The 25,672-nt window shown below is 33.8% G+C and carries 29 protein-coding genes; 19 read left to right on the forward strand and 10 right to left on the reverse strand.

All coding sequences use genetic code 11. The features are described 5' to 3' along the window. Positions 1-38: 38 nt before the first annotated feature. From BLQ19_RS02260 to BLQ19_RS02275, 4 genes are all read left to right on the forward strand, one after another. Positions 39-2,324, forward strand: a complete 2,286-nt coding sequence (locus tag BLQ19_RS02260; RefSeq protein WP_074537261.1) for a M28 family peptidase — start codon at positions 39-41, stop codon at positions 2,322-2,324. Continuing rightward, positions 2,317-3,126, forward strand: a complete 810-nt coding sequence (locus tag BLQ19_RS02265) for an NAD(P)H-binding protein (RefSeq protein ID WP_074537262.1) — start codon at positions 2,317-2,319, stop codon at positions 3,124-3,126. Before BLQ19_RS02260 ends, BLQ19_RS02265 begins: the two co-directional genes overlap by 8 nt. Before the next feature lie 132 nt (positions 3,127-3,258). Next, complete coding sequence (locus tag BLQ19_RS02270; protein WP_226990087.1) at positions 3,259-3,612, forward strand: hypothetical protein; 354 nt, start codon at positions 3,259-3,261, stop codon at positions 3,610-3,612. A 126-nt stretch (positions 3,613-3,738) separates the two neighbouring features. Beyond that, positions 3,739-4,476 carry a hypothetical protein gene (locus tag BLQ19_RS02275; RefSeq protein WP_074537368.1) on the forward strand — a complete coding sequence of 246 codons (738 nt, stop codon included), beginning with the start codon at positions 3,739-3,741 and terminating at the stop codon, positions 4,474-4,476. Positions 4,477-4,537: 61 nt separating this feature from the next. On the opposite strand, the gene BLQ19_RS02280 is transcribed toward BLQ19_RS02275, so the two are convergent. Further along, entirely contained in the window at positions 4,538-5,032 is a 495-nt protein-coding gene (locus BLQ19_RS02280; RefSeq protein WP_025616078.1) for a nuclear transport factor 2 family protein, read from the reverse strand. Then, entirely contained in the window at positions 5,025-5,519 is a 495-nt protein-coding gene (locus BLQ19_RS02285) for a hypothetical protein (protein WP_024482066.1), read from the reverse strand. Before BLQ19_RS02285 ends, BLQ19_RS02280 begins: the two co-directional genes overlap by 8 nt. Before the next feature lie 334 nt (positions 5,520-5,853). Between BLQ19_RS02285 and BLQ19_RS02290 the strand changes: the two genes are divergently transcribed. Continuing rightward, positions 5,854-6,792 carry an NAD-dependent epimerase/dehydratase family protein gene (locus BLQ19_RS02290; RefSeq protein WP_024482067.1) on the forward strand — a complete coding sequence of 313 codons (939 nt, stop codon included), beginning with the start codon at positions 5,854-5,856 and terminating at the stop codon, positions 6,790-6,792. Positions 6,793-6,853: 61 nt separating this feature from the next. Here the strand turns inward: BLQ19_RS02290 and rimK are convergent, their stop codons facing one another. The 6 genes from rimK to BLQ19_RS02320 all read right to left on the reverse strand — a co-directional run bounded on the left by rimK (position 6,854) and on the right by BLQ19_RS02320 (position 13,404). Next, complete coding sequence (gene rimK / locus BLQ19_RS02295; RefSeq protein WP_024482068.1) at positions 6,854-8,227, reverse strand: 30S ribosomal protein S6--L-glutamate ligase; 1,374 nt, start codon at positions 8,225-8,227, stop codon at positions 6,854-6,856. An 87-nt stretch (positions 8,228-8,314) separates the two neighbouring features. Continuing rightward, positions 8,315-8,632 (reverse strand): hypothetical protein, encoded by a 318-nt coding sequence (locus BLQ19_RS02300; protein ID WP_024482069.1) that lies wholly within the window; start codon positions 8,630-8,632, stop codon positions 8,315-8,317. A gap of 4 nt (positions 8,633-8,636) precedes the next feature. Beyond that, a complete protein-coding gene (locus tag BLQ19_RS02305; protein ID WP_024482070.1) occupies positions 8,637-9,614 on the reverse strand; it encodes a deoxyhypusine synthase family protein in 978 nt (325 codons plus the stop codon). Further along, the gene (gene speB, locus BLQ19_RS02310) at positions 9,601-10,545 is read right to left on the reverse strand and encodes an agmatinase (protein WP_024482071.1); all 945 of its coding nucleotides are present in this window, start codon (positions 10,543-10,545) and stop codon (positions 9,601-9,603) included. Before speB ends, BLQ19_RS02305 begins: the two co-directional genes overlap by 14 nt. Then, positions 10,532-11,932, reverse strand: coding sequence for a type III PLP-dependent enzyme domain-containing protein (locus tag BLQ19_RS02315; RefSeq protein WP_025616081.1), 1,401 nt, complete (start codon positions 11,930-11,932; stop codon positions 10,532-10,534). The genes speB and BLQ19_RS02315 overlap by 14 nt, the downstream gene beginning before the upstream one ends. Before the next feature lie 839 nt (positions 11,933-12,771). After that, complete coding sequence (locus BLQ19_RS02320) at positions 12,772-13,404, reverse strand: hypothetical protein (RefSeq protein WP_074537263.1); 633 nt, start codon at positions 13,402-13,404, stop codon at positions 12,772-12,774. A gap of 197 nt (positions 13,405-13,601) precedes the next feature. On the opposite strand from BLQ19_RS02320, the gene BLQ19_RS02325 reads away from it, so the two are divergent. From BLQ19_RS02325 to BLQ19_RS02335, 3 genes are all read left to right on the forward strand, one after another. Further along, the gene (locus BLQ19_RS02325) at positions 13,602-14,534 is read left to right on the forward strand and encodes a YihY/virulence factor BrkB family protein (RefSeq protein ID WP_025616083.1); all 933 of its coding nucleotides are present in this window, start codon (positions 13,602-13,604) and stop codon (positions 14,532-14,534) included. Positions 14,535-14,538: 4 nt separating this feature from the next. Next, positions 14,539-15,567 (forward strand): AI-2E family transporter, encoded by a 1,029-nt coding sequence (locus tag BLQ19_RS02330; RefSeq protein ID WP_024482075.1) that lies wholly within the window; start codon positions 14,539-14,541, stop codon positions 15,565-15,567. Positions 15,568-15,685: 118 nt separating this feature from the next. Beyond that, complete coding sequence (locus BLQ19_RS02335) at positions 15,686-16,309, forward strand: nitroreductase family protein (protein WP_024482076.1); 624 nt, start codon at positions 15,686-15,688, stop codon at positions 16,307-16,309. Positions 16,310-16,368: 59 nt separating this feature from the next. On the opposite strand, the gene BLQ19_RS21160 is transcribed toward BLQ19_RS02335, so the two are convergent. Further along, positions 16,369-16,545, reverse strand: coding sequence for a hypothetical protein (locus BLQ19_RS21160; RefSeq protein ID WP_173399773.1), 177 nt, complete (start codon positions 16,543-16,545; stop codon positions 16,369-16,371). A gap of 207 nt (positions 16,546-16,752) precedes the next feature. On the opposite strand from BLQ19_RS21160, the gene BLQ19_RS02340 reads away from it, so the two are divergent. Genes BLQ19_RS02340 through BLQ19_RS02350 form a run of 3 tightly spaced genes read left to right on the forward strand, consistent with a single transcriptional unit; the run spans position 16,753 to position 17,637 of the window. Next, on the forward strand, positions 16,753-17,082 hold the full coding sequence (locus tag BLQ19_RS02340) for a YtxH domain-containing protein (protein WP_024482077.1): 330 nt from the start codon (positions 16,753-16,755) through the stop codon (positions 17,080-17,082). Position 17,083: 1 nt separating this feature from the next. Beyond that, the gene (locus tag BLQ19_RS02345; protein WP_024482078.1) at positions 17,084-17,434 is read left to right on the forward strand and encodes a hypothetical protein; all 351 of its coding nucleotides are present in this window, start codon (positions 17,084-17,086) and stop codon (positions 17,432-17,434) included. Then, positions 17,431-17,637 (forward strand): DUF6327 family protein, encoded by a 207-nt coding sequence (locus BLQ19_RS02350; protein ID WP_024482079.1) that lies wholly within the window; start codon positions 17,431-17,433, stop codon positions 17,635-17,637. Before BLQ19_RS02345 ends, BLQ19_RS02350 begins: the two co-directional genes overlap by 4 nt. Before the next feature lie 58 nt (positions 17,638-17,695). Here BLQ19_RS02350 and BLQ19_RS02355 read toward each other — a convergent pair whose 3' ends face one another. After that, positions 17,696-18,973: a DUF2254 domain-containing protein gene (locus BLQ19_RS02355; protein ID WP_074537264.1), complete on the reverse strand. Its 1,278-nt coding sequence runs from the start codon at positions 18,971-18,973 to the stop codon at positions 17,696-17,698. A 304-nt stretch (positions 18,974-19,277) separates the two neighbouring features. On the opposite strand from BLQ19_RS02355, the gene BLQ19_RS02360 reads away from it, so the two are divergent. The 8 genes from BLQ19_RS02360 to BLQ19_RS02395 all read left to right on the forward strand — a co-directional run bounded on the left by BLQ19_RS02360 (position 19,278) and on the right by BLQ19_RS02395 (position 25,461). Further along, complete coding sequence (locus tag BLQ19_RS02360) at positions 19,278-20,165, forward strand: mechanosensitive ion channel family protein (RefSeq protein WP_024482081.1); 888 nt, start codon at positions 19,278-19,280, stop codon at positions 20,163-20,165. Positions 20,166-20,301: 136 nt separating this feature from the next. Further along, positions 20,302-20,751 carry a ferritin-like domain-containing protein gene (locus BLQ19_RS02365; protein ID WP_025616085.1) on the forward strand — a complete coding sequence of 150 codons (450 nt, stop codon included), beginning with the start codon at positions 20,302-20,304 and terminating at the stop codon, positions 20,749-20,751. Between the two features lie 199 nt (positions 20,752-20,950). Beyond that, on the forward strand, positions 20,951-21,112 hold the full coding sequence (locus BLQ19_RS02370) for a DUF1328 domain-containing protein (RefSeq protein ID WP_024482083.1): 162 nt from the start codon (positions 20,951-20,953) through the stop codon (positions 21,110-21,112). 35 nt (positions 21,113-21,147) lie between these two features. Next, the gene (locus tag BLQ19_RS02375; protein ID WP_025616086.1) at positions 21,148-21,330 is read left to right on the forward strand and encodes a hypothetical protein; all 183 of its coding nucleotides are present in this window, start codon (positions 21,148-21,150) and stop codon (positions 21,328-21,330) included. Between the two features lie 90 nt (positions 21,331-21,420). After that, positions 21,421-21,735, forward strand: a complete 315-nt coding sequence (locus BLQ19_RS02380) for a hypothetical protein (protein WP_074537265.1) — start codon at positions 21,421-21,423, stop codon at positions 21,733-21,735. Positions 21,736-21,844: 109 nt separating this feature from the next. Then, positions 21,845-22,408, forward strand: a complete 564-nt coding sequence (locus tag BLQ19_RS02385) for a helix-turn-helix domain-containing protein (RefSeq protein WP_024482086.1) — start codon at positions 21,845-21,847, stop codon at positions 22,406-22,408. 10 nt (positions 22,409-22,418) lie between these two features. Continuing rightward, a complete protein-coding gene (locus BLQ19_RS02390) occupies positions 22,419-22,865 on the forward strand; it encodes a response regulator (RefSeq protein ID WP_024482087.1) in 447 nt (148 codons plus the stop codon). Between the two features lie 10 nt (positions 22,866-22,875). Then, a complete protein-coding gene (locus BLQ19_RS02395; RefSeq protein WP_083332162.1) occupies positions 22,876-25,461 on the forward strand; it encodes an ATP-binding protein in 2,586 nt (861 codons plus the stop codon). Positions 25,462-25,672 lie beyond the last annotated feature (211 nt).

Here is a 25,672-nt window from a genome sequence, read left to right on the forward strand (position 1 = left end):
TTACAAAATCCATAAGATAGCAACACAATTACTACCGAATGAAAACAAGCACTTCTACCCTAACTCTTATTTTAATAGGCTTCATAATATATTTTGGATTTAAATCCTCCATGCCAAGTGATGCTATCTCTGAAGCAGTAAATACGAACCAATTTGATACAGAACGCGCTTTGGGTCATGTAGAAAAAATGGCGAGCAAACCACATGCTGTTGGTTTTCCAGCTCATAAAGAAGTTCAAAATTACATCCGTAGAGAATTAAAAAAATTAGGTTTAAAAACAAGCTTACAAGAGGGCTACACGACAGGAGATTGGGCAAACCTAAGTAAGGCAGAAAATATTGTAGCCAAAATAGAGGGTACTGAAAAAGGCAAAGCATTATTACTTTTATCACATTATGACAGTAACCCACATTCTTCCTTTGGCGCAAGTGATGCTGGTAGTGGTGTGGCTACAATCTTAGAAGGTGTACGTGCCTTTTTATCCGAAAATAAAAAACCAAAAAATGACATCATAATTTTACTATCTGATGCAGAGGAATTAGGACTAAATGGCGCCGATTTATTTGTAAACAACCACCCATGGAGCAAAGATGTAGGGTTAGTTTTAAATTTTGAAGCCAGAGGTAGTGGTGGCCCATCCTATATGCTGATAGAAACCAATAGAGGGAATAGCACTTTAATCAAAGAATTTACCAAAGCAAATCCGGATTACCCTGTTGCAAACTCTTTAGTATATAGTATTTATAAGATGCTCCCGAATGATACAGATTTAACTATTTTTAGAGAAGATGGTGATATTGAAGGTTTAAATTTTGCATTTATAGATGATCATTATGATTACCATACTGCGAAGGACACTTACGAACGCTTAGATAAAAAAACACTAGCCCACCAAGGAAGTTACCTAATGCCGTTGTTGCATCATTTTAGTGAAGCCAACTTGACTAACTTAAAAAGTCTAAGCGATTACAATTATTTTAATGTTCCGTTTTTTAAACTCGTATCCTACCCTTTTGATTGGGTTTGGCCGCTTTTCTTTGTCGCATTATTATTATTTATAGTCTTAACTATTTATGGTTTTAAGAAAAAATCTCTAGACCTAAAAAATAGTTTCTTAAGTTTTGTTCCTTTATTAATTACTATACTCATAAATGGTATCGTCGGGTATTTTAGTTGGACGGTTCTAAAAAGCATCTACCCTCAATATCAAGATATACTACACGGGTTTACTTACAACGGGTACACTTACATTACGGCATTTGTTCTTTTCTCATTAGCCGTATGCTTTTTTGTATACCATAAATTTAGAAAAATTAATACCGCGGCTATTTTGGTTGGTCCATTAGTATTTTGGCTTGCCTTATGTGCAGGCTTAACAGCATACTTACCTGGAGCTAATTTTTTCATTATTCCGGTGTACGCACTCCTAGCAGCATATCTTATCATCATACATCAAGAAAAACCCAATGCTTTATTATTAGTCTTCTTAATTATTCCGGCTTTGTGGATTTTCACTCCCTTTATTAAAATGTTTCCTGTAGGTCTTGGATTAAAAATGATGGTGGCCTCTACACTCTTAACTACATTAGTTTTTGCATTAGGTTTACCCTTATTTTCTTTCTACAAGCATAAAAACAGAATAGCGCTCGTTATGAGTTTACTGTTTATTATAGCCATGGTTTCTGCTCATATTAATTCTGGTTTTTCAGAAGAAAATGCAAACCCTACAAGCTTGGTCTATGTCTATAACAGTGACAAAAAAACAGCACAGTGGGCCACATACGATTATGTTTTATCTGATTGGACAGCACAATTTATAGGAGCAGACAAAGAAGATGCTTCCACGCTAGATAAAAATACTATTAGCAGCAAGTACAGAACAGCCTTTTCTTATGTTGCAAAAGCTCCTACAAAAAACATCTTAGGCCCTAAAATTGAAAAGACTAGAGATACTATTGTTGGGAATAAACGCTTGGTTAAAATTTGCATCACCCCCCAACGAAATGTAAATAGGTTGGATATCTTTACACCACAAACCAATATTATAAAAGCCAGTGTAAATTCAGTTCCCTTATCAGACTATTTTCTAAAAGAAAGAACTGCAGGTAAATTAGTTACCCATTATATAAGTAACAATACCTATACAGAGTTAAGTTTAACGCTGCCGGTAGGAGAAAAATTTGAATTCGAAATTTATGAAGCGTCCAACGATTTACTAAATAATGCTCTTTTTACGATACCCGCACGACCAAAAACTGCGATTCCGAAACCCTTTGTTCTTAATGATGCTATATTGGTAACAAAAACGATACATATTGAATAAGACAATTGGAATTCTAGGATGTGGCTGGCTTGGCCTACCCTTAGCTAAATCACTTATAGCAAACAACTACCCTGTAAAAGGAACGACCACTTCTGAGGCTAAATTAAAGCGCTTAGCTGAGCTTGGTATTGAGGCTTCTCAAATTGTCTTAGCTGAAAAAGGAATAACAGGTCCTATAGAAGGTTTTTTAGAAAATATTGAAACACTTATTATAAATGTGCCTCCAAAATTACGTGGAACAACTAAAGAAAATTACGTAGCAAAAATGGAACATTTGGTACAGAAAATTGAAGCCTCTGCTGTTCAGCATATTATTTTTGTCAGTAGCACAGCCGTATATGGCGAAGTTGATGGTATAGTTACTGAACAGACTTTACCAGCACCTGCTACAGAATCGGGCATTCAGCTTTTGGCTTCCGAAAATATCTTTAAAAACTATTCTTCGTTCAAAACTATCATTATTCGTTTTGGAGGATTACTCAGCGAAGATCGGCACCCCGTTACAATGCTGGTGAAAAAGGAAGGTCTAAAGAATGGGGAAATGCCTGTTAATTTAATCCACAGAGATGATTGCATCCGTATTATTGAAAGAGTTATAGATGAGAATTGGGGTGCTGTAATTATTAATGGAGTATACCCTGAACATCCTACCAAAAAAGAATTTTATACTGACGCAGCACTACAAAGAGGATTAAATGTACCTGATTATGAGGGTGATAAAACAAAAAAAGGGAAGATTATTACCGCTGATTATCTCTTAAATGTTAAAAATTTCAAATTTCTTACCTCAATAAAGAAATAACTTACAACAACTTTAAGTGTTTTGACAACAAAAAATAAGGCAAACTGTTAATAACCTGTCGATTTTATCATTTAAACTATACATTTACGATATAATCTTAAATCGGTTAACATGGTAAATTCAAGTTTAAAAATGAGGATTATTTCCGAATTGGAAAGCCTTATTACTCAAAGTTGCCCAAATCAAAAAATTCAAAAAAAACAAAAAGACCTACACGTTGCACTATTAAAAAGGTACTACAATGCTTATGATGTTTCTATTGACTATTTCCGAAGAAGGATAACCTTAAATATTGTTATTGACGACACTGCTTATAATCCTAATATAGTAAACACATATTTGCCCACATTCCGCGCAGATATACACTTTATCAGTTTAAAATATTTTTTAAAAAAATGCCTAGAACAAGATGTAAGAAGTCTTGCCTTTTATGCAAGCCTACTCCGAATGTTCTCTAAAGAAGAAAGAGAATTATTGGTCGTTTAAAACTACTTAAACAAAAACAGAAAAGATGCCTAATAGGTATCTTTTCTGTTTTAAAGCTTTCCTTAACAGCACGCTATGAATAATTTTTATAGATTAGCGTTCCTAAAATTTAAGAGAAAGAGAAAAATGAAAAAAATATTAGTTGCTTTATTAATTGGTTTTTGCTTCGCAGGAACTGCACAAACCAAATCTGAATTACAAAAACATTATGAGGCATTCTATAAGCAGATGCGTTTGCAAGGAGATGTTGAGGGCATCATTAATGCTTTAACTCATTTAAACGTTCTTAATCCTTCACAACAAAGAAATGACACCCTAGCATATATTTATGCTAATGACAATAAGCATATGCAAGCTTTAAATACTATTGGTATTGAAAAGAATGATGCTGATTCTGATTTAGCTGTTCAAGTAAAGGCAATTTCTTTAAAAGCTTTAAACCAGCCAAAACGTGCTATTGAGCAATTTGAAGTTCTATTTAAAAGAAATCCTAATCCGTTTTTAGCGTATGAATTAGCCGATTTAAAAATACAAATTGGAGACCCTAATGGCGCCATGGGAAATATTGAATATGGTATTGCCAATGCAAAAGACGAAATGAAATATGCTTTTTATGAGCGCCAACAGCCTTACGAAGTACCTTTAAAAGCTGCTTTCTTACATTTAAAAGGTTTAGTAACTTTCAATTTAAACAGAGAAGACGTGGACGGGGCTTTAGTTTTTATTAACGAGGCATTACAATTAGACCCTAACTTTAATTTAGCTAGCTTAAGCAAACAAGCTTTGGAGAATAAGAAAAATCCTCCAGTAGCAGAACCTGCTCCAGTAGTTTCTGAAAAGAAAGGCAAAAAGAATAAACAGTAGTATTTACGGCTATTGCATAAAAAAAGCGAGTCCAGGCTCGCTTTTTTTATATCATTCTAATTTAGTGCGCTTTCAACTTTTTAGTAAGTAGACTGTCCGATTCCTTTTTTAAGGCAATCAAGGCATCTACCTTATCATTAGGCACGGCTATAGACAATACATAATGCGCTATTTTCCATTCGCCATTAATCTTCTTTAGGACCCCAGAACCCCGGCAAATTTTCATTTGCGTATCTAGCAACTCATCAAACCAAGCAAAATCTTCCGTACTGTTCACATATACATTACGTTCTAAAGCCGAAAAGCTCCAAGCTTTCCCTTTGTCAAAATAAGGTTTTGAAAATTCCTTAAAAGCATCGTTTTGCCAATTTTCAGTAGCATCTGTACCAATGAAAACTCCATCGGTTGTCATCAAATTAAAGTAAGCATCAAAGTCTGCTTCAGCCGCAGCTTTATGCCATGCGTCCATTACTTTATTCACCTCTTTCTTTGCATCAATTTGCTGTCCAAAACTAAAGGAGAATACGAATATGAAAAGGAAAAGTAACTTATTCATCAAATAAAATTTCAGGTTTTAACGTACTCTTTATCACTACCGAAAATTGATTATTAAAAGCATTGTAAGCTTTGACTAATTCAATCACCGTTTTTCTTGGATCTTTATCATACTCCAAATCAAACTTAACCTGTAGCACTTTGGTCTTAAATACTTTCTGTCTACTTTTTATATCTGCCCTATCAAATACTTCAGGGTAGGCAGATGCTTCTAGCAATTTTTGCTTTTCTACTAAATCTTCTAGTACTACAATTAAATCCTCTTTGGTATCTATAGTATAAACTGCATTGACCGCAGCATTCAATGCATTGTACTCGGTCCAGTCTTTTAAAATTTCAGTAGCACCAAAACTTGCATTCACTTTCTTTGGAAGCTTTTTAAGTGCTACCAGTCCCGCAGCAGGATCTTCTTTGACATCCTCTGTCTTTTTTTCTCCACAAGCAATACATCCCAAAAAAACAAGGACAATTAAAAATGATTTGTTCATAAAGCTAAGGTACAAATTTTAGGTATTTACAACGATTCTATTTTTATTCTAAAGGAAAAAGGCTACTTTTCTACAAGCCAAATAAAATCCATTTATTTAGCCGCTAGATTGAAGCTATATAACTATGAGAAATGATAAGTCCGTTTTACTATAAACTAAGAATCATTCAAAAGAGATGGCGATTTTTTAATCCGATTTATGATTCCTTTAAAAAAATGCCTATTGGATTAAAAATAATTTAATAGAGCTGCATAAATATTAAAATTTCTAACGATTTTTGCAGACCTATTTTCTGTATAGAATTAGGCAAACTATAACTTTTAAGATGTATTAAATGCAGAAGTCTATTTTAATTATTGGTGCGTGTGGGCAAATAGGAACAGAGCTTACCTTTGCACTACGGGAAAAACATGGAAATGAAAATGTAATTGCCAGTGATATACGTGAAGGCAATGCCGATTTAATGGCTTCAGGACCTTTCGAAATTTTAGATGCTACTAATTATGAAGCCATTGAAAATGTGGTGATGCATTACGAAATTGAAGAAGTATATCTTATGGCAGCTATGCTTAGCGCTACCGCTGAAAAATTTCCGATGCGCGCTTGGAATTTGAATATGAATTCGCTTTTCAATGTTTTAAACTTAGCTAAAGAGAAAAAAATTAGTAAATTATTTTGGCCCTCTTCTATTGCTGTTTTTGGTCCTAATACGCCAAAAGACAATACGGCGCAAAATACGATTATGGAGCCTAGTACCGTATACGGGATCAGTAAGCAATCTGGAGAACGTTGGTGTGAATATTACTTTAACAAATTTGGTGTAGATGTACGTAGCGTGCGTTACCCAGGCTTAATAAGTTGGAAAACATTACCGGGTGGCGGCACCACTGATTATGCGGTAGAAATTTATCATAAAGCTTTAGAAGAAAAACAATATTCTTGTTTCTTGAAGGAAAATACTTTATTACCAATGATGTTTATGGACGATGCCATTAGAGCAACCATAGATATTATGGAAACCCCTGCCGAAAAAATCAAAATAAGATCTAGCTATAATTTAGCAGCAATGAGCTTTAATCCTTCAGAAATTGCGAAAAGTATTCAACAGCATATTCCTGAATTTAAAATAAGCTACGCGCCAGACTTTAGACAACAAATTGCAGATTCTTGGCCTTCTAGCATTAATGATACCAAAGCCCAAGAAGATTGGGGTTGGAAACCAGCCTTTGATTTAGAAAAAACAACACACGAAATGTTGAAAAATTTAAAATAAATGTATGTAAAAAGCCCTTAACAAAATTGTTAAGGGCTTTAGTATTAACGGAGGTTATCACCTATTTAATAGTAACTTTCAGCTTAGATTCTATAGCCATAATCATACTATTCGCAATATCTTTTCCTGTTGCATTTTCAATACCTTCTAATCCTGGGGAAGAATTAACTTCAAGTAAAAGTGGCCCTTTATTAGAACGGATAATATCAACCCCTGCAACTGCTAAGTTCATCACTTTAGCCGCTTTAATTGCTAGTTTTTTCTCTTCTTGCGTAATTTTTATAATAGATGCCTTACCACCCTGATGAATGTTAGCTCTAAATTCTCCTTTTTCTGCTTGGCGCTGCATAGAGGCAATAACTTTGCCATTAACTACGAAACAGCGGATATCCTGACCGTTTGCTTCTTTAATAAACTCTTGTACCAAAATGTTTGTTTGAACGCTCTTAAACGCATTAATAACACTCTCTGCTGCTTTGTTGGTTTCTGCTAGCACAACACCCTTACCTTGTGTACTCTCTAATAATTTAATGATTAAAGGCGCCCCATTAACCATTTTGATTAGATCTTTTGTGTCCATAGGCGATTTTGCAAATCCGGTAATTGGAATATGAATATCGTTCTTAGAAAATAATTGAGAAGCAAAAAGTTTATCGCGCGATTGCGTAATAGCCTCTGCTGAGTTTAAACAGTAGACTCCCAAATTGTCAAACTGGCGAATAAGTGCACAGGCATAAAAGGTAACTGCTGGTTTTATTCTAGGAATAATAGCATCAAATTCATTCAAAATATTTCCACCACGGTAGCGAATTTGCGGAGAATGGGCATCTAGTTTCATATACGCATGTTCCACATTTAAGAATACCATTTCATGACCACGTGCTTCTCCTGCTTCTACTAATCTTTTATTGCTATACAGTTCTGGATTACTAGCTAAAATAGCAATTTTTAGACCTGTTTTTTCCTTGAAATAATTAGAATATTTGCTGGTAACTTCTGCTGTTGTAAATTCTTGAATAATAAAATTCTTCGCAGGGTTTACCACATACCTATTGTTTAGAGCTTCTCTTCCTAAAAGCATTCTAAACTCCATCGTATCTCTACTAGCTAGAGTTAATTCTACTTCAAAAGAATCTTCACCAAGTGTCATGGGTGTTTTAATCACGAAGCGCTCTTCTGATATTCCTGAAGAACTCTTTACAGTTCTTCGGTCTATTAACTTTGCCTCACACTCTATCGTGATACTTCTGTTATCTTGAATTGGGTTTACTTCAAATTTCACCCATTCCTGAGCTCCTCTAATAAACACTTTCATGTTCGTAGCTTGTATAGACGAGGTTTTGGCGCCAGAATCTACTCTAGCTTTAATGGCGGGTATCCCTAGACCTTCAAAAACACACCACTCTTCACTACCAACTATTTTTAAATCTTCCAAATTAATATTATTTCCAATTAAATCTACATTCAATACAAAGACCAATCTTTTACAGATTGGTCCTGTTATTATCTAAAAGAATTATTCTTAATCCTCATCATCCAAATCTCCTTCTTCCGGAATAATATCTGGATCTACTACTGCATCTGGATCGTCATCTTCAAAGTCTTCATAATCATCCTCATCGTAATTAGCCATGGTAGTTTCTAATTTGGCACTAATTTTTACCAAATATTTCGTATCTTCTGTAGTCACTTCTACAGCTTCAATACGTTCTCCTTGTGCATTCTTAAACGTAATAATGTTTAAATCATCATAACCATCAGGATACTTCTCTACCAAAAGCTTTAATACTTCTGGCGTAAGCTTTTTAAAATCAACGATAACTCTTTTTAAATTGTCCATATAATTACTGGTCTAATAGGTATGCGAAAATTAATGGCGCCACAATTGTAGCATCACTCTCAATTATAAATTTTGGGGTATTTATATCTAGTTTTCCCCAAGTTATTTTCTCATTTGGTACAGCACCAGAATACGAACCATAACTTGTTGTAGAATCACTAATTTGGCAGAAGTAGCTCCAAAACGGAGTACCTGTACGTTCCATATCTTGGTATAACATTGGTACCACACAAATTGGGAAATCTCCTGCGATACCTCCGCCTATTTGAAAGAAACCAATTCCGTTTTCAGAATTTTCTGTATACCAATCTGCTAAAAAGGTCATGTACTCTATACCAGATTTCATGGTACTCGCTTTCAACTCACCTTTCAATACATAAGATGCAAAGATGTTACCCATAGTGCTATCTTCCCAGCCTGGGCAGATAATAGGTAAATTTTTCTCTGCTGCTGCATACATCCAAGAATCTTTCAAGTCTATTTCATAGTACTCCTCAAGAACCCCTGAAAGCAACATTTTGTACATATATTCATGCGGCAAATAACGCTCTCCAGCCTCTTCTGCATCTTTCCAAATTTTGAAAATATGCTCTTGCAATCTTCTAAAAGCTTCTTCCTCAGGAATACAAGTATCTGTTACACGGTTTAATCCTTTTTCTAATAAATCCCACTCATCTTGCGGAGTTAAATCACGATAGTTAGGTACACGCTTGTAATGAGAGTGCGCCACCAAATTCATGATATCTTCTTCAAGGTTTGCGCCAGTACAAGAAATAATCTGAACCTTATCTTGACGAATAACCTCAGCAAATATTTTACCAATTTCTGCGGTACTCATGGCTCCTGCAAGAGAAACCAACATTTTGGCACCGTTGTTTAATTGGTCTTCATACCCTTTAGCTGCATCAACCAAAGCGGCTGAGTTAAAGTGTAAGTAATACTTTTCAATAAAATTAGAAATTGGTCCTTTAGTCTTCGTCATCTTCGAATTTTGAATTATTAGTGGAGCCAGCTTTGAAATCTACATCATACGTATTATCGTATGCATCATCCGCAGCTTCACCCATAAATTTATAGCTTAACATTTTATAATACAACTTGGCCGCTAAGAAATCTGATGATTTATCAACCTCATTAGGACAAAGTTCAACAATATCAAAACCAACAACGTTCTTCTCAGCAAAAACTCTCTTTAAAAATTCTAAAGTCTCATACCAAAATAAACCTCCTGGCTCTGGCGTACCTGTTGATGATAATATACTTGGATCTAATGCATCTAAATCAAATGTGATTAATACATTGTCTGTCATCAATTCAATAACATTATCCATCCAATATTCATCATTAACCATATCGTGAGCAAAAAATGTTTTCTCCTCATCCATGAAGGTTTTTTCAATAGCATCCATACTACGGATTCCTACTTGAATAAGATTAGTAGTTTGGCTAGCTTCATGAACAGCACATGCGTGGTTACACGTAGTTCCATCGTAAGACTCACGTAAATCTGCATGCGCATCTATATGTAATACCGTTAGGTTATTAAAACACTCATTGAACGCTCTAATAGTACCTATAGAAATAGAGTGCTCTCCACCAAAAAGAGTTACAAATTTATTTCTCTTGATGTAGTCTTTAGTTACTGCATGAACTGCATCTACCATACTTTCTGGAGAAGCATTTTCTGTTACAGCATCTGCCAAATACACACCTTGTTGATATACTTCAGTAGCTGTTTCAATGTCGTAAAGCTCCATGTTTTCAGAGGCTTTCAAAAAGGCTTCTGGCCCTTTATCTGCCCCTTTTCCCCATGTACTTGTTCCGTCATATGGCACAGGTATTAAAACCACCTTTGCCGTTTCCAATTGCGCATACTTATCAGGTATTCCCGCGTAATTGTTAGTTGTCATCATAGCCTAAAATTTTTAGCAGGTCTGCTGCTTTTTGTTGTTCGTTAAATAGTTTAGTTGTTATTGTTCCGTTTTCATCTCTGTCTATAAGAATATGCTTTGGCTGCGGTATCAAACAATGCTGCAAACCTCCGTAACCTCCTATAGATTCTTGATAAGCTCCCGTATTAAAAAAGCCGATAAACAAGGGTTTATCTCTTCTATATTTTGGCAAATAAATAGCGTTCATATTTTGTTCGCTATTGTAATAATCATCACTATCGCATGTTAAACCTCCTAAAAGAACACGCTCATACTCATCTTGCCAACGGTTAATTGGCAACATCACAAAACGCTTGTTAATTGCCCAAGTATCTGGCAAAGTGGTAATGAAAGATGAATCTATCATGTTCCATTTCTCACGGTCGTTTTGTTGTTTTTGGTACAATATTTCATAAATAGCTCCACCACTCTCCCCTACAGTAAAGCTACCAAACTCGGTAAAAATATGAGGCACTGGTACTTCAGCTTCTTGACATGCAATATTGATTTGATTGATAATCTCATCAATCATATATTGATAATCATACTCAAAGGCTAAAGAGTTTTTTATAGGGAAACCACCACCAATGTTTAAACTATCTAAAGACGGACACATTTTTTTAAGTCTGATGTATACCTTTAAACACTTGACCAACTCATTCCAATAGTAAGCATTATCACGAATACCTGTATTGATAAAAAAGTGAAGCATTTTAAGCTCTACTTTTTCGTTATCTTTTATTTGATTCTCATAAAAAGGAACAATATTCTTATATCCTATTCCTAATCTAGACGTGTAAAATTCAAATTTAGGCTCTTCTTCTGAAGCGATACGAATACCTACTTTAAACGTATCATCAATAACTTCCGATAACAAATCTATTTCTTCGTAGTTGTCAATTATAGGAATACAATTGCGGTGTCCTTCATTTATTAATCTACCAATATTATCTATGTATTCGTCTCTTTTGAAACCATTACAAATAACATAAGTATCGTCTTTAATCTTACCCTTCTTCTTAAGTTTTTCTACAATATTGATATCATATGCTGAAGAGGTTTCAATATGCACATCATTATTTAATACCTCATTTAAAACGGGTTGAAAATGTGAGCTTTTTGTACAGTAACAATAATGGTATTTACCCTTATAGTTATTTTTTTCCATGGCGATCTTAAACCAATCTTTTGCTCTGTTTATGTTTTCAGAGATTTTTGGTAGGTACGTAAATTTCATTGGACTGCCATACTTCTCGACCAAATCCATTAAAGGAATGCCGTGAAAGTTAAGGTTCTCTCCCTCCAAAGTAAATTCTTCTTGAGGGAAATAATACGTTTGATCTATTAAATTGATATATTTTGTATTCATTAAAATGGATTGTATCTGTTAAAACTAATAAACTGAATTAAAAACATTGCTGTTTTCACCAAATAAATTGACACAATCCCTAGATAATGATTTGACGTTGGGTAGTTGGAATAAAAAAGTAATCGTGCTGACTTCTCACGATTCTAGGTACTAAGGAAGAAACTAGTAGTATTCGATTGCCTTTTTTCAAAACTGGCATTGGATTCGCCTTCCCATTTTCCAATACCTCGAACATAAAATTAATACGCATTATATGTAGCTAAAAGCTTAGTTGCCAAACCGCTTATTTTATATTGGTTTGAGATGACAAATGAAAACAAAAAAAATGAAAAAACAAGAAATAATTTAAAAATTGAACGTTAAAAAATTAGCAATCAAAAATACACAACAACTATTTGAAATACAACGCTTTAAAATTAATTTAACCTTAAATTAATTTGACATCAATTTATAAGGAAAGCGCTATTTAAACGGAGTTTAAATAAACAAGAAAAAGAAAGCGTCATTTTATAATATGTAGGTGCTGAAAAATTTAAACCTTGAAGTGCATGCATCCCATTTTTTTGATATAGCTAGTCTACTTAAATATGATTTTCGTCGACAGTAAATGTCTTTTCACCTAAGGACTACAAAATATTTTACAGCGTAAGAATACCTTTACAATCAGAACCTTGAACAAGTACTAATGAAAAAAGATATGAACACACAAAAACACGGATCAGTAGACCTTAAAAGATTAGGAATTAGTATAGTTGTAACTATTTTATTCTTTATTATAGTAGTGGTATGTAGTTACTTCGCTGGACTTGTACTCTGCAGGTAAGCGATGCCTTTAGCACTTATTTATGAAATAAAACATCTTGTGCTTCCATAGCGGCTACCACAAGATTCACATATTCGTCTATAGACTTATCTATATTTTTAGGGTCTGTTAAATCTATACTGCCGCGCCAAACCATAGATTGCTCTTTACCTTCGCAAATACAATACAAAGTGGTCTCTGTATGATACACTTTAAATTGATCATAACTCCAGTCATTATTATAAATATCTTGGTGCTGAAAATAGTCATCTCTGAATCTACCTGTATAGTTCCCCCAATCAGAAATCTTTTTACGAAGTGTTTGCTTACTTTCGGACCCCAGAACCTTAGCAAATAAAACGGCATCAAAATCTTTGTCTAGCAATTGTCTTTCTACTGCTTTTAACTCCTCTTCTGTTTTAGCGGAAGCTGTAAAATTCACATCAAAAAGATCTATACTACGCATAGATTCTATTTTGCGTTTATCAAACTCTTCTTTTAATCGATTTTCAAAGGCAACTCTACTTTCCTCATTTGGCGTCATTCCTACCAAAAGAACTTTATATGCTGTAAAAACTACATTTTCAGGATTCTTATATTCATCTACTAACTTCGTAGTTTTACAACTAGCCAGTGCAAGCAAAACTACAAACAGGAGTATTTTTTTCATATTTCTTACGCTTTAAAAAAGCATCCGTATTTAAGGATGGCCTTACAAAAATACACTTCCCGGGATAAACCATCAATGACCATTATCACCTTTTAAGAACAGTCCCTCATTTATTGAAGAAATATATTATTTGATACAGTTAAGCTTATTAAAATTTCAAGAGTACATTTCGCCACAATTACTAATGCTCAGTACCTATGGCAGAAAATAACGAGAGAAAATTTAAACTTAAAGATTTACCGTCTTTAATCGTAGATACTTATAAGGCTTGGGACAAAGCAAACCCATGGCGCCTAAGTGCTGTTGTGGCCTATTACGCTGTATTGTCGCTCCCCGCTTTGCTTATTATTATCATAAATATAGTAGGCTCTATTTGGGGCACGGATATTGTTCAAGGCCGACTAACCTCTGAAATTTCTACGGCTTTGGGCAGTAATGCTGCAGAATCTATAGAAACCATCATCGCTGGAACTCAAAACAAGGAGGAAAACTTAATTTCTACGATTGTCGGCATAGGAACTCTTCTTTTTGGAGCCACTGGAGTATTTTATCAATTAAAATTATCCTTAAATGAGATTTGGCAGATTAAACCAAATCCGGATGCCAATTTTTGGAAATTGGTTACCGATAGGGCCAGAAGTTTTGCGTTCATTTTAGTTATAGGCTTTTTATTACTGGTAAGTTTTATAGTTACCGCAGGGATTTCTGCCTTAAATGAATACATACGTAGAGTTTTACCGGATATCCTAATCTACATTGCGTACTTCTTAGATTTTACGGTATCCGTAAGTATAATTACTGTCTTATTTGCTCTTATGTTTCGGTATATGCCAGACGCTAAGATCAGATGGAAAACTGTTTGGATAGGCGCACTCATTACGGCCGTCTTATTCGTCATCGGTAAATCGCTTTTAGGATTTTACTTTGGCGAGGCCAATCCTGGATCTACCTATGGCGCAGCAGGCACAATAGTCTTAATTCTTTTATGGGTTTCTTACTCCTGTCTCATCTTATTTTTCGGGGCAGAGTTTACTTATATCTATGCTAAAAGATACGGTCACAAGATTACCCCAAGCTACTTCGCATTAGACAACAACGACACAAATTCTGAACAACAATCTAAACCTTAATACCATGAATGCTATAAACCCCAAAGTAATTAGGCAGTTATTTATTATCCTGCTCATCTTATTAATGTCATCCTTAATCTTTAAAGAAATGCTGCCCTATTTATCTGGCGTTCTGGGAGCCATTACTTTTTATGTATTGCTGCGCAAGCCTATGAGTAAATTAGTGAAACGCGGTTGGAATCCAGATTTAGCCGTGAGTTTATTATTGATTGCCTCAGTGATAGGTATTCTCATTCCCGTCGGAGGAATCGCGATGATGTTAGCTAGCAAAATAGAAAATACAGTTGCCCATTCTGAAGAAGCTATTAAAGCGAGTAAAGAACAATTAGGAACCTGGGAAGATAAAATAGGATATGATATAACCTCTAAAATTGATGCTTCTGCTTTTTCTAATTGGTTGTCAGAAAACCTACAGTCATTTGCCGGTGGCACTTTTAATATTCTAATTGCCTTAGGCTTAATGTATTTTATGTTATACTACATGCTTACCAACCGTAGGCAATTAAGAGAATCTCTTTATGAGTATATCCCAATAGGAAATGATAATTTGAAGGTCATTGGTAAAGATGTACAAACTATGGTGCGATCAAACGCATTAGGCATCCCATTGGTTGCCTTGGCGCAAGGAATTGTAGCCTTAATTGGTTTCCTAATTTTTAATATAGAACAACCTTTCTTTTGGTCTATTGTTGTATTTATTGGGTCTATGATTCCGTTTGTAGGAACTTTTATAGGAACTTTACCCGTGTTTATTCTTACCCTATCTTCAGGAAATGATTTCCAGGCTTGGGGAATCTTAATTTATGGTATTGTAATTATAGGGTCTACAGATAACTTACTGCGTTTATTTATTTTAAAAAAAATAGATAACGTACACCCATTAATCACTCTTCTCGGAGTCATAGTAGGAGTTCCTCTCTTTGGATTTATAGGTTTAATTTTTGGCCCGCTACTAATTAGCCTCTTCCTAATTGTACTTCGTATTTATAAAGAAGAGTACGGACAAGAAGTACACAATAAAGAGCAATTATAGTCGCTTTTTTTAACATCTTGATTTTCAAAAGAATCAATGTATTACGGATTAGCGTCAAGAGAAAAATGGCTGTTTTTGTAATTTTGATAGTGAAAAAGAAAGTTAAAAAAAGAAAGTTATGACATCACCGGAACAAATACAGTTAGAAAATATTGCAGACAGTGATTATGAAATATTTGCACTTTTAAAGCAACGCTATAGCCCTAGAACATTTAAAGATGTAAGAGTTAAAAAACAACATTTAAATCAGCTATTTGAAGCTGTGCGATGGTCTCCTAGTAGTAACAACATACAACCTTGGAGATTTATCTATGCAGAACGTAATTCTGATGCATATCAAGATATACTATCTTGTTTAAGCGATTTTAACAAAGAATGGGCTACCAATGCACCACTACTGATGCTTACAGCGTATTACAAAAAGACTCAAGATGATAAAGATAATTTCCACGCCTTGCATGATTTAGGTCTTGCTGTTGGTAGCATGACCACACAGGCACAATACATGGGAATAGCCATGCACCAAATGGCCGGTGTAGATCATGAGAAAGCGGAAAAATTATTTGAAGTGCCAGAAGACTATCATATTACTTCTGCAATAGCCCTTGGATACTATGGCGGGGAATTAGATAAATTATCTCCTGAACTGCAAGAGGCAGAATTAAAAGAACGACAACGAATCGATCAAAGTCAGTTTGCGTTTATGGATCGTTGGAAAAACATAAGACATGATGAAAATTAATCTATAAAAAAGGGTCGCAATTTGCGACCCTTTTTTAATAGTATAAGCTTACATCTATTTTAGGAATCGAATAAAATTCCAGAAACTACAATTCCTACGATTAGCACAAGCAAAAATGCGATGATGATTCCTGTGCCTAATTTTGTCTTTTTATTTTTCTGAAGTACGTAGTGTTCCGTATCCTCGTCAGATTCTTTTATAAATTTTGTCTTTGCGTCATTTTCCTTGATATCCATTTTATATTTTTTTAGTTGTTATTACCCACAATATACGCTCAAAATTAAGCGCTACTTGCTGCAATCCATTCTATTCTTAACGCTTTTAAAAACATAGCATTACAGTCAATCAAATACGTAATTAAGACAACTTTAATCATACTTATTACCTAACTTTGATATAGATGATTGAGATACAATTGTCTTATTAATTTAAAAACATGTAAAATGAATAATAACAGTAATACATTATTAGGGATATTAGCAGGTACCGCAATAGGAGCGACCTTAGGAATTTTATTTGCACCAGATAGAGGCGCAAATACAAGACAAAAAATAGCAGATCAAGCAGCGTCTACTAGAGACACACTTGCGGAAACGGCTTTAGATTTAAGAGATAGAGCAGCACATTCAGTTGCTTCTAAAAGAGAATCTTTAGATACACAAATAGAGCACATAGTTTCTGATGTTAGTCATAAAACAGAAGATGTAATCAATACATTAGAAAGCAAGCTATCTGAGTTAAAAGCAAAGAATAAGAAATTACAGAAATCATAACATGAGCATTTTAAAGTCTTTAGACGATACTACAAACAGCGCAGCCGAAGCAGGGGAAGCATATGTAAAATCTACTAAGAAATACTTTGAATTAAAAGTATTTCAACAGTTGACTACATTGTCTTCATACTTGTTGAAAATTGTTCTTTTTGGAAGCTTATGCGTTTTAGGTCTAATTTTTATAGCTGTTGCAGGAGCCGCCGCTCTTGGAGCCTATTTTGACAGTATGGCTTTAGGGTACTTAATTGTTGGAGGAATCTTCTTTCTATTGGTATTGCTTATCTATTTAGTTAGAAAACGCATTGATAGAATCATTATTCAGAAATTATCTAAAACGTATTTTGACTCATGAGAAATAAAAATTATACTTCATTCGAAGAAATTGAGCTTGACTTGAAGCTTTTGAGCTTAGAACGAAAAATTGCTATTGAGGAGTTAAAAGGTCTAAAGCACAAAGTTCAGGAAGATTTATCACCATTAAATTGGGTGCAAACCGGATTTAAAATGGCTAGTAAGTTTAGTACCTTACTGCTGGTGAAAAAGTTATTTAAATAAAGAGAATTAATTCTCCTCTAAAAGCCACAACAATTAATGTTGTGGCTTTTTTTTGGCATCAGAACAACTTTAATAACACTTCCTTATCCGCTGCGCTATCTATATGCTTAGCCACAGTAGTTTTGATAAGCATGAGTTCTGAAACGATACTTTCCTTATTGTCTTCAGAGATATTTGGATTTGTTAAACAGTATTTTAAAGCTTTTATTAATTGATACAACACCGTACAATCTTCTTTTGCATAGAAGCGAATTGGCTGTACCACAATACGCATCAATTCTTCAATGGCTATATTATGGGATACCACAATCCATTTGGTATCTGCTATATTTTCTGAGGTTGCATTGGCAAATGCTACAGCTTGATACAAAAGCTTACCTAATTTTGTTATGGCTTCAATGGCAGTACCAGGATCATTAATCCCCGGAGACATTGCTTTTACCGCTATTTCCATTAGTTTTATCATACCTCCAACACCTTCGTCTCCAGAATGTCTGTTAGTAGATAAACTAAAACCGAATAATAAATCATCTACCTGTTGATCGGATAAATTCTTTGAGACCGTAGCTATCACATCTCCTTCCCACAAATGTTGATTTAAATAAGGCAGTACATTTATCTGTAACTCTTCATCTTTATAAGAATCTGATAATAACGAAACATCAAAACTTAAATAATAACCCGTCTCCTTAACCATTAAAGGTTTAAAATCATCGGTCTCTAAAACACTCAATGTTGTTTTTTGGTGCTGTTCATCATACGCCTTTTGTAAAGATTTTGAACTGGAAGTATAAATACGTTCTACAATAGTATTTATTTGAATAGAGGTTGATATGTTGTGAATAAAATCAACAAAAAGCACAATACAAACTACACTAAATACCGCTGCAAGCATCGTAGAAAAACCTATAGCATTAGAGTCTACACCTTTTGCGCCTAATGTAATTAAAGAGAAAATACAATACAATAAAGTTCCAATATAAAAGCCCAAAATTAATTGGTGTTTTTTATTAGATATTAAACTAGGTAATACTCTAGGAGAAAAGTTAGAAGAGGCTTGGTTGAGTACCACCATCACCATGGAAAAACTAAACACGGTTAACGATAAAATTCCGGCAACCAATGTATTTAAAATTGCTCTAGAAGTATCATAGTCCGATATGAAGAGATACGGTACCTTCTCTTTAATCTTTATGATGAAATCTAAACTCTCTACACGGTTGGTGATTGCCGCCACAATTAAAAACAATACACTTAATAAAACAGGGTAAAATGCAATACTGTAAAGAACTTTATAATACCAAGCTCTTAATTTTTTTATTATAGATTTTATCATCGTTCAAAATTTTAAGTATGCAAAGCTCCCCTTTTCTCTAAACTTTTAAGATACGCAATACATTTATTATTAGCACTATCGTGAAATTTCATAACCGTTAATGATACGATGGATATAGCACGTGCATACCATATTACCAAAGTATCTTTGAGTACATTTTATAATGTTGGTTGATGAAGCATGGTTTCAATGATCCTAAAAGTTGAAGCCATGTTTTTCTTTTTCTCCGTTTCACATCAACCAAACTAAACTAAGTAGTTTCACATAAAATGCACCACTAATTAGTGCATTCAAAGAAAAATATATGAAAATTGAATTAGCAGATGCCTGGAACAAGATGGCCAGTAGATTAGAATCATGGTTAAATAATATCATTATTAATTTACCCAATATCATAATTGCCATAATAGTATTCACCATTGTTATTTTTCTTTCAAAATACATCAGTAGATTAACCTTAAAACTTCTTAGCAAAAGCAGCCTTCAAAAATCAATGAAGAATGTAATTGCAAAATTGATTTCTGTTTTAGTAATTCTAGCCGGTTTATTCTTGGTCTTAGGAATCTTAGATTTAAGTAAAACACTAAATACCATCTTGGCAGGAGCCGGAGTTGCCGGATTAGCAGTTGGTTTAGCCTTGCAAGGAGCATTATCAAATACATTTTCCGGAATTGTATTATCCTATATTAAGCAGATAAAATTCGGAGATTGGATAGAAAGCAATGATTTTGAAGGTGAAGTGGTAGATATAGATTTACGCGCCGTAACCATACGGCAGCCTGATAATAACTTGGTGTATTTACCTAATAAATTAGTATTAGAAAATCCAATAAAAAACTTCTCATCAACTGCACAGTCTAGAGTTATCTTAACATGCGGCGTTGGTTACTCATCAGATTTAGAATTTGTAAGAGATTTAGTTAAAGAAACCATTAGCTCCAATTTTGATCCTGTAGAAAATAAAGATGATGTTATCTTTTTGTATTCCGAATTTGGAGACAGCTCTATTAATTTTGAAACTAGATTTTGGATAGATTCTACATCAGCTCTAGAGGTAGCAAAAGCAAAGACAGAAGCCATGATTTATATTAAAAAAGCATTTGACGAAAATAATATAAATATCCCATTCCCTATTAGAACTTTAGATTTTCCAGAAAATTTTAAGTTCACCAAGGAGCAAAATGAAGCCTAACATTTTTTTAACGAAACAAATCTTTTAGCGGCAATCTAAACTTCTAATGCATTAATCACAATGAAGTTATGAAAGTAACTTTGAGATATGCTAAAGGGGTAGCATTACATAACCCCATCACATTAATACAATAACTATGAGTACATATACAGATGAAGTAGGAAATAAATTAAATGCATTACTAGAGAAAACTTATGATGCAGAAAAAGGATATAAGAAAGCAGCAGAGAACACAGATAATGTGGTTTTAAAATCTTTCTTCACTAGAAAAAGCCAGCAACGCTACGATTTTGGCCACAATCTAAAAACAGAAATCAATAGTTTTGGACAAAACATTGATAAAGGCGGAAGTATAGCTGCAGCGGCACACAGAACTTGGATGGATGTAAAAGCATTTGTATCTTCTAACAGTGCAGAGTCTATGCTAGAAGAAGCAATTAGAGGTGAAAAGGCTGCCATTGATGAATACAAAGATGTACTATCGGAAACTAACTTACCGTCTAGTACCGTTACGTTGCTTACACAGCAAATGAATCAAATTGAATTAGATCTAGCAAAAGAAAAAGTGATGGAGAACATCAGCTAATTCTTTAAGCATCAAAATTTTACCTAAAAAGGAATACCTTAAAGTATTCCTTTTTTTATGCGCTATATCCTAAAGAATATCAATTGTTTATGGAGCAACAAATTAACCGATTACGTTAATCAAAACTCTAAAACGGTTGCATCTTTGTATCAGAGAGTTGGCAAGGAGCTAACTTCTATTTAACCTAAAAACAAACACTATGTTACGTTGGACAATCACATTTATAATATTAGCAATAATAGCCGCAGTATTCGGCTTCGGAGGAATCGCAGCAGGTGCAGCAAGCATCGCTAAAATTCTTTTCTTTATATTCTTAGTACTTTTTATTATCTCCCTATTAACTGGAAGAAAAAAAGTCTAAGCACTAAATACAAGTATTAACTTAAAATTAAAACAATGAAAAAGCCAGTAATACATACCCTATTAATTTTATTTCTTGGAGCTTCTTTTTTAACCGTTTCAAGTTGTAGAGATGAGGAAAAAACTACAGAAGACAAGATTGAACAAGTTGGAGACGATATTGAAGAAGGCGTTGAAGAAGTAGGAGATGAAATTGACGATCATACAGATGACAATTAATGACGAGCATCTGAAACACTAATTATTTAAAAAGGACAGAACTCAATTTATTGATTTTGTCCTTTTTTTAAACGTTTAAAAAGCTACATTATGGAATATGCAAAAAGTGAAAAAGAATACATCAAAGAATATCAGGAACAAGGGTACACACACAATTTTAGAGCTCAAGACAACTCACTCATAAATCTTGAAACTAAAAAGAACTATACCCCAAAAGACATTTTTATTAAAAAAGAATTTCGTTTTGAAGGGATGAGCAATCCATCAGATATGTCTATCTTATATATCATTGAAACCAATGATGGTGCTAAAGGAACCGTTCTAGCAAATTATAGTCCGTCTAGTGATACGGTCATGGCAGAATTTTTTAAGGAAATTCCTAAATCCAATTTTGAGCATAACTAATTAGCAAACTCATTTTTAGTGGTTAAATAAAACTTAAACAAAGAAAGGGTACATTCAAAAATATACGATATTTGTAAAACTCACCTTTGGCCTTAGTAAAGTTGCTTTTATGACAATAAATGTAAAGTTTGAATATAACACCTTATGCAGAAAAGTGCTCTGTGAGCAATTAGACGCTATGGGGTTCACCTATACTTTACTAGGTACTGGAGAAATAGATTTTAAGCAAACTCCTAGTAGTGCTCAAATGTTAGTTCTATCAGAAAAACTTTCAGCATACGGTATAGAAATCATCAGCAACCAACAAACAGCATTAGTACAGCGCATAAAAGATGCTGTTACTCTTGTTGTCAATGGCGATGAAGAAGCTCAAAAATATAATGTATCTACTTATTTGTCAGAAAAGCTAGACTATTCCTATGCCTATCTTTCAAATCTATTTTCTGAAATAACTCATACTTCCATTGAGAATTTTGTTATTTTGAAAAAGATTGATGTAGCCAAAACTTTAATTATTGAGAATAATCTAACCCTTACTGAAATTGCGTATAAGTTAAATTACAGTAGTGTTGCTCATTTATCAACACAGTTTAAAAAAACAACTGGACTAACTCCTTCTTCTTTTCAAAAAATTATCAAAAAGAGAAAAGAAAAGGCAATAGATAGAGACTAATAAATTATCCATGGCATTCCAAACACTGAACATTGCATTAGCAGATGATGATGAAGACGATAGACTTTTGTTTAAAGATGCTATCGAAGAAATAAAAATAAAGACAAAATTATCATTATTTACCAATGGTAAAGAACTTATGGATTACCTAGTATTGCCCAATGTAATACTACCAGAAGTTATTTTTTTGGATTTAAATATGCCTATTAAAAATGGGATGCAATGCCTAAAAGAGATTAGAGAAAATCCTAAGCTCAGTGACTTATCAGTTGCTATATACTCCACATCCTCTTCGGAGGGAGATATAGAAGACACCTTTATTAATGGTGCTAATGTCTATATCAATAAGCCTAATAGCTTTGGAGAACTAAAAACTGTGATTGATAAAGTTTTACAGCTTAATTGGCAATACCAAACATCTGCCTTAAATAGAGAGAATTTTTTATTAAGAATTTAAGAACAACATCGTGGCTAAAAAGCTAATATTATCCCCAAAACTCTATGTAGTATTACTAATTATTGCAGCGGCTTTACTCACCTTTATTGGTAGTATAAGCTACAAACAAATATCGGAGTTTAAACAAGCTGCCAATTCTGTAACACACACCCTTGAAGTAGAGACAGAAATAAATAATCTTTTTGCTATTTATTCGCAAATGGAATCTGCACAGTTGACCAATTTGTTGCGGAAAGATACTTTGGTTACTTCCATTTCTTTTCAAAAGTATATTGATGAGTCTAAGGGAACCTTTAACAGGTTGAATGAGTTAGTCCTAGACAAACCCATACAACACACTCATTTAACACGCGTTGGAGAATTACAAAATAACTTGGTAACCGCGTTAAAAGCAATTGCCATTTCTCCTAAAGTACGACTAAAATATTCTGCAAATGAACGCAACAAACTAGACGAAGTCTCTCACATTATGGCAGAGCTTAATCAACGTAAAAATTTTATGTTAATTAAAGAAGAAAAACTTTTAAAAGAACGTAAAGAAGAGTTTAATTCTTATGCTTTCCTATCGCCTTTCATGATTTTAGTCCTTGGAGCATTTGCCATGTTTGTATTTGTTCTATCCTTTATAAAAATAAATAACGAACGTAAAAGCAGGTCTAGAGCAGAAGCATTCCTTGCTAATGTAATGGCTAAAACCGAAAATATTGTAAACTTTTACGAACCTATCTTAAACGAAGATGGGGAGGTAATTGATTTTAAATTAGTCTACGCCAATGAACGTAATAAAATTGATTTTGGTCTAGATCCTGAAGTTATTGTTGGCCAACCGATTTCAAAAATATTCCCATTTACTGTTCTGAATGGGGAATATGACGTTTTAGCGCAATCTTTTATAGATAAAAAAGAAGGTATTCTAAGTCGGCAAGTACTTTTAAATGGGAAAAAAATATGGTTAGAATCTTTAATTAGGCCTTTGAATGATGGTTTGTTGGTTATTGCTAAGAACACCACTCATGAAAAAGAGTCTGTTGCAAAACTTAACACCTTAAATTTAGAACTGCAGGAGCAATATGAAGAGATAAAAGAAACTGATGAGTTCTTACAAAATGTCATTAGAAGTACCAATAATGTTATTAGTTACTTTGAACCAATACTAGATAAGGAAGGTACTATTATAGATTTCTCTATCCTATACACCAATGAAGAAATTAAAAATACAACGGGTCAATCTCCCGATGAATTAGTACAAAAGAAGATCTCGGAAGCCTACCCATTTCTAATGGAAAATGGGGTTTTTGAATTCTTTGTAGAGGCGATTTTAACTGGTAAACCTGTGGAATTTGAAAGAGATTACATCTTTAATGGCGTTCATATGTGGTTTGACACCTATGCCATTAAAACTGGTGATGGGGTCTGTGTTACGTCTAAGAACATTTCGAAACAGAAGCAAGATGAGCAGAAAATTTTAGAGGTGAACGACCAGCTGAAAATACAAAATGCTATTCTAAGAGATGCTAAAACATTGGCAAAAATAGGGAGCTACCGCTGGGATATTTTAAGTGATGATGAAGATAATTCTGAAATATCAGATAACCTATACAGTCTCTTAGACTGCGAGCCTCAAGAATTTTTACCGACGCATGAAAATTATAAGAAATTTATACATCCAGAAGACCTTGCGGGGTACAAGAAAAATCTTAAGGAGGCTATTGATAAAAAGAAGTCTGTAGATTTTTCTTATCGCATTATTAATAAGTCAAGAAAAATAAAACACTTTAGAACTACAGGTCACTTTCAAGACAATGCCTTAATTGGGGTAATACAAGATATTTCTACTCAAATAAAAGATGCACTCAAATTAAAAGAGAAAAATCAGGAGCTCAAAAGATCTAACGAGGAGTTAGAATCCTTTAACCGCGTTGCCAGCCATGACTTACAAGAGCCTATACGGAAAATTCAAATGTTTATCTCTAGAATAGAAGATAGTGATTATGAGAATTTGTCAGAGAAAGGGAAAGAGTTTTTTACCAAGATTAGTTCCTCTTCTGAACGTATGAGAATGCTTATCAAATACCTATTGTCTTATTCTCGTATAAACAAAACAAAAAGCGAGTTTACTTCTGTTAGTCTAGTAGAGATCATAGATAAAGTACAGGAAGATTTAGAAGCACGTATAAAGGAGTCGGGCGTAGAGATTATCGTAGATAACCTACCTACCCTTAATGCGGTTCCCTTTCAGATGGAACAATTATTTAATAATATTATTTCTAACGCTATTAAATACGGTGGCAAAGAAGACCCTAAAATCATCATTGATTGTAAAAAATTAAAACGGAATGAGATTCCTAATAATTTTATAAAAAAACACAAATCCTATTACCGCATATCTATTATAGATAATGGTATTGGTTTTGAACAAGAACATGCTGATAAGATTTTTGAACTTTTTCAACGTCTTCATCAAAAAACAGAATATTCTGGCACCGGTATCGGTTTAGCCATCTGTAAAAAGATTGCTCAAAACCATGGCGGACATATATTAGCCGAAAGCGCACTAGGAAAAGGTTCTACTTTTTGCGTTTTTTTACCTGCCTAAAGTGCTGAGAGAAATAACAATCCTATAATGATGTAAATAGTACATTATTTCAAAAACCCCTGTTTATAGCTATAAACAGGGGTTTTTCTATTTAGAAAATAGCGCTTTCCAATAATTATATAACACTATCAAATAATTGTGTAACAAACAAGGCTCCCTGTTTTCCGAAATTTGTCATGTACAAAACAACCATGTACCACAATTGTTAACT

Source organism: Cellulophaga baltica, assembly GCF_900102165.1.
Classification (GTDB): Bacteria; Bacteroidota; Bacteroidia; order Flavobacteriales; family Flavobacteriaceae; genus Cellulophaga; species Cellulophaga baltica.

Excerpts from the sequence above, each read along its gene's own strand:
- BLQ19_RS02260 (WP_074537261.1), top strand. The coding sequence starts at position 39 with ATGAAAACAAGCACTTCTACCCTAACTCTTATTTTAATAGGCTTCATA.
- BLQ19_RS02270 (WP_226990087.1), top strand. The coding sequence starts at position 3,259 with ATGAGGATTATTTCCGAATTGGAAAGCCTTATTACTCAAAGTTGCCCA.
- BLQ19_RS02275 (WP_074537368.1), top strand. The coding sequence starts at position 3,739 with ATGAAAAAAATATTAGTTGCTTTATTAATTGGTTTTTGCTTCGCAGGA.
- BLQ19_RS02280 (WP_025616078.1), bottom strand. The coding sequence starts at position 5,032 with ATGAATAAGTTACTTTTCCTTTTCATATTCGTATTCTCCTTTAGTTTT.
- BLQ19_RS02285 (WP_024482066.1), bottom strand. The coding sequence starts at position 5,519 with ATGAACAAATCATTTTTAATTGTCCTTGTTTTTTTGGGATGTATTGCT.
- BLQ19_RS02290 (WP_024482067.1), top strand. The coding sequence starts at position 5,854 with ATGCAGAAGTCTATTTTAATTATTGGTGCGTGTGGGCAAATAGGAACA.
- BLQ19_RS02300 (WP_024482069.1), bottom strand. The coding sequence starts at position 8,632 with ATGGACAATTTAAAAAGAGTTATCGTTGATTTTAAAAAGCTTACGCCA.
- BLQ19_RS02305 (WP_024482070.1), bottom strand. The coding sequence starts at position 9,614 with ATGACGAAGACTAAAGGACCAATTTCTAATTTTATTGAAAAGTATTAC.
- speB (WP_024482071.1), bottom strand. The coding sequence starts at position 10,545 with ATGATGACAACTAACAATTACGCGGGAATACCTGATAAGTATGCGCAA.
- BLQ19_RS02315 (WP_025616081.1), bottom strand. The coding sequence starts at position 11,932 with ATGAATACAAAATATATCAATTTAATAGATCAAACGTATTATTTCCCT.
- BLQ19_RS02320 (WP_074537263.1), bottom strand. The coding sequence starts at position 13,404 with ATGAAAAAAATACTCCTGTTTGTAGTTTTGCTTGCACTGGCTAGTTGT.
- BLQ19_RS02325 (WP_025616083.1), top strand. The coding sequence starts at position 13,602 with ATGGCAGAAAATAACGAGAGAAAATTTAAACTTAAAGATTTACCGTCT.
- BLQ19_RS02330 (WP_024482075.1), top strand. The coding sequence starts at position 14,539 with ATGAATGCTATAAACCCCAAAGTAATTAGGCAGTTATTTATTATCCTG.
- BLQ19_RS02335 (WP_024482076.1), top strand. The coding sequence starts at position 15,686 with ATGACATCACCGGAACAAATACAGTTAGAAAATATTGCAGACAGTGAT.
- BLQ19_RS21160 (WP_173399773.1), bottom strand. The coding sequence starts at position 16,545 with ATGGATATCAAGGAAAATGACGCAAAGACAAAATTTATAAAAGAATCT.
- BLQ19_RS02340 (WP_024482077.1), top strand. The coding sequence starts at position 16,753 with ATGAATAATAACAGTAATACATTATTAGGGATATTAGCAGGTACCGCA.
- BLQ19_RS02345 (WP_024482078.1), top strand. The coding sequence starts at position 17,084 with ATGAGCATTTTAAAGTCTTTAGACGATACTACAAACAGCGCAGCCGAA.
- BLQ19_RS02350 (WP_024482079.1), top strand. The coding sequence starts at position 17,431 with ATGAGAAATAAAAATTATACTTCATTCGAAGAAATTGAGCTTGACTTG.
- BLQ19_RS02355 (WP_074537264.1), bottom strand. The coding sequence starts at position 18,973 with ATGATAAAATCTATAATAAAAAAATTAAGAGCTTGGTATTATAAAGTT.
- BLQ19_RS02360 (WP_024482081.1), top strand. The coding sequence starts at position 19,278 with ATGAAAATTGAATTAGCAGATGCCTGGAACAAGATGGCCAGTAGATTA.
- BLQ19_RS02365 (WP_025616085.1), top strand. The coding sequence starts at position 20,302 with ATGAGTACATATACAGATGAAGTAGGAAATAAATTAAATGCATTACTA.
- BLQ19_RS02370 (WP_024482083.1), top strand. The coding sequence starts at position 20,951 with ATGTTACGTTGGACAATCACATTTATAATATTAGCAATAATAGCCGCA.
- BLQ19_RS02375 (WP_025616086.1), top strand. The coding sequence starts at position 21,148 with ATGAAAAAGCCAGTAATACATACCCTATTAATTTTATTTCTTGGAGCT.
- BLQ19_RS02380 (WP_074537265.1), top strand. The coding sequence starts at position 21,421 with ATGGAATATGCAAAAAGTGAAAAAGAATACATCAAAGAATATCAGGAA.
- BLQ19_RS02385 (WP_024482086.1), top strand. The coding sequence starts at position 21,845 with ATGACAATAAATGTAAAGTTTGAATATAACACCTTATGCAGAAAAGTG.
- BLQ19_RS02390 (WP_024482087.1), top strand. The coding sequence starts at position 22,419 with ATGGCATTCCAAACACTGAACATTGCATTAGCAGATGATGATGAAGAC.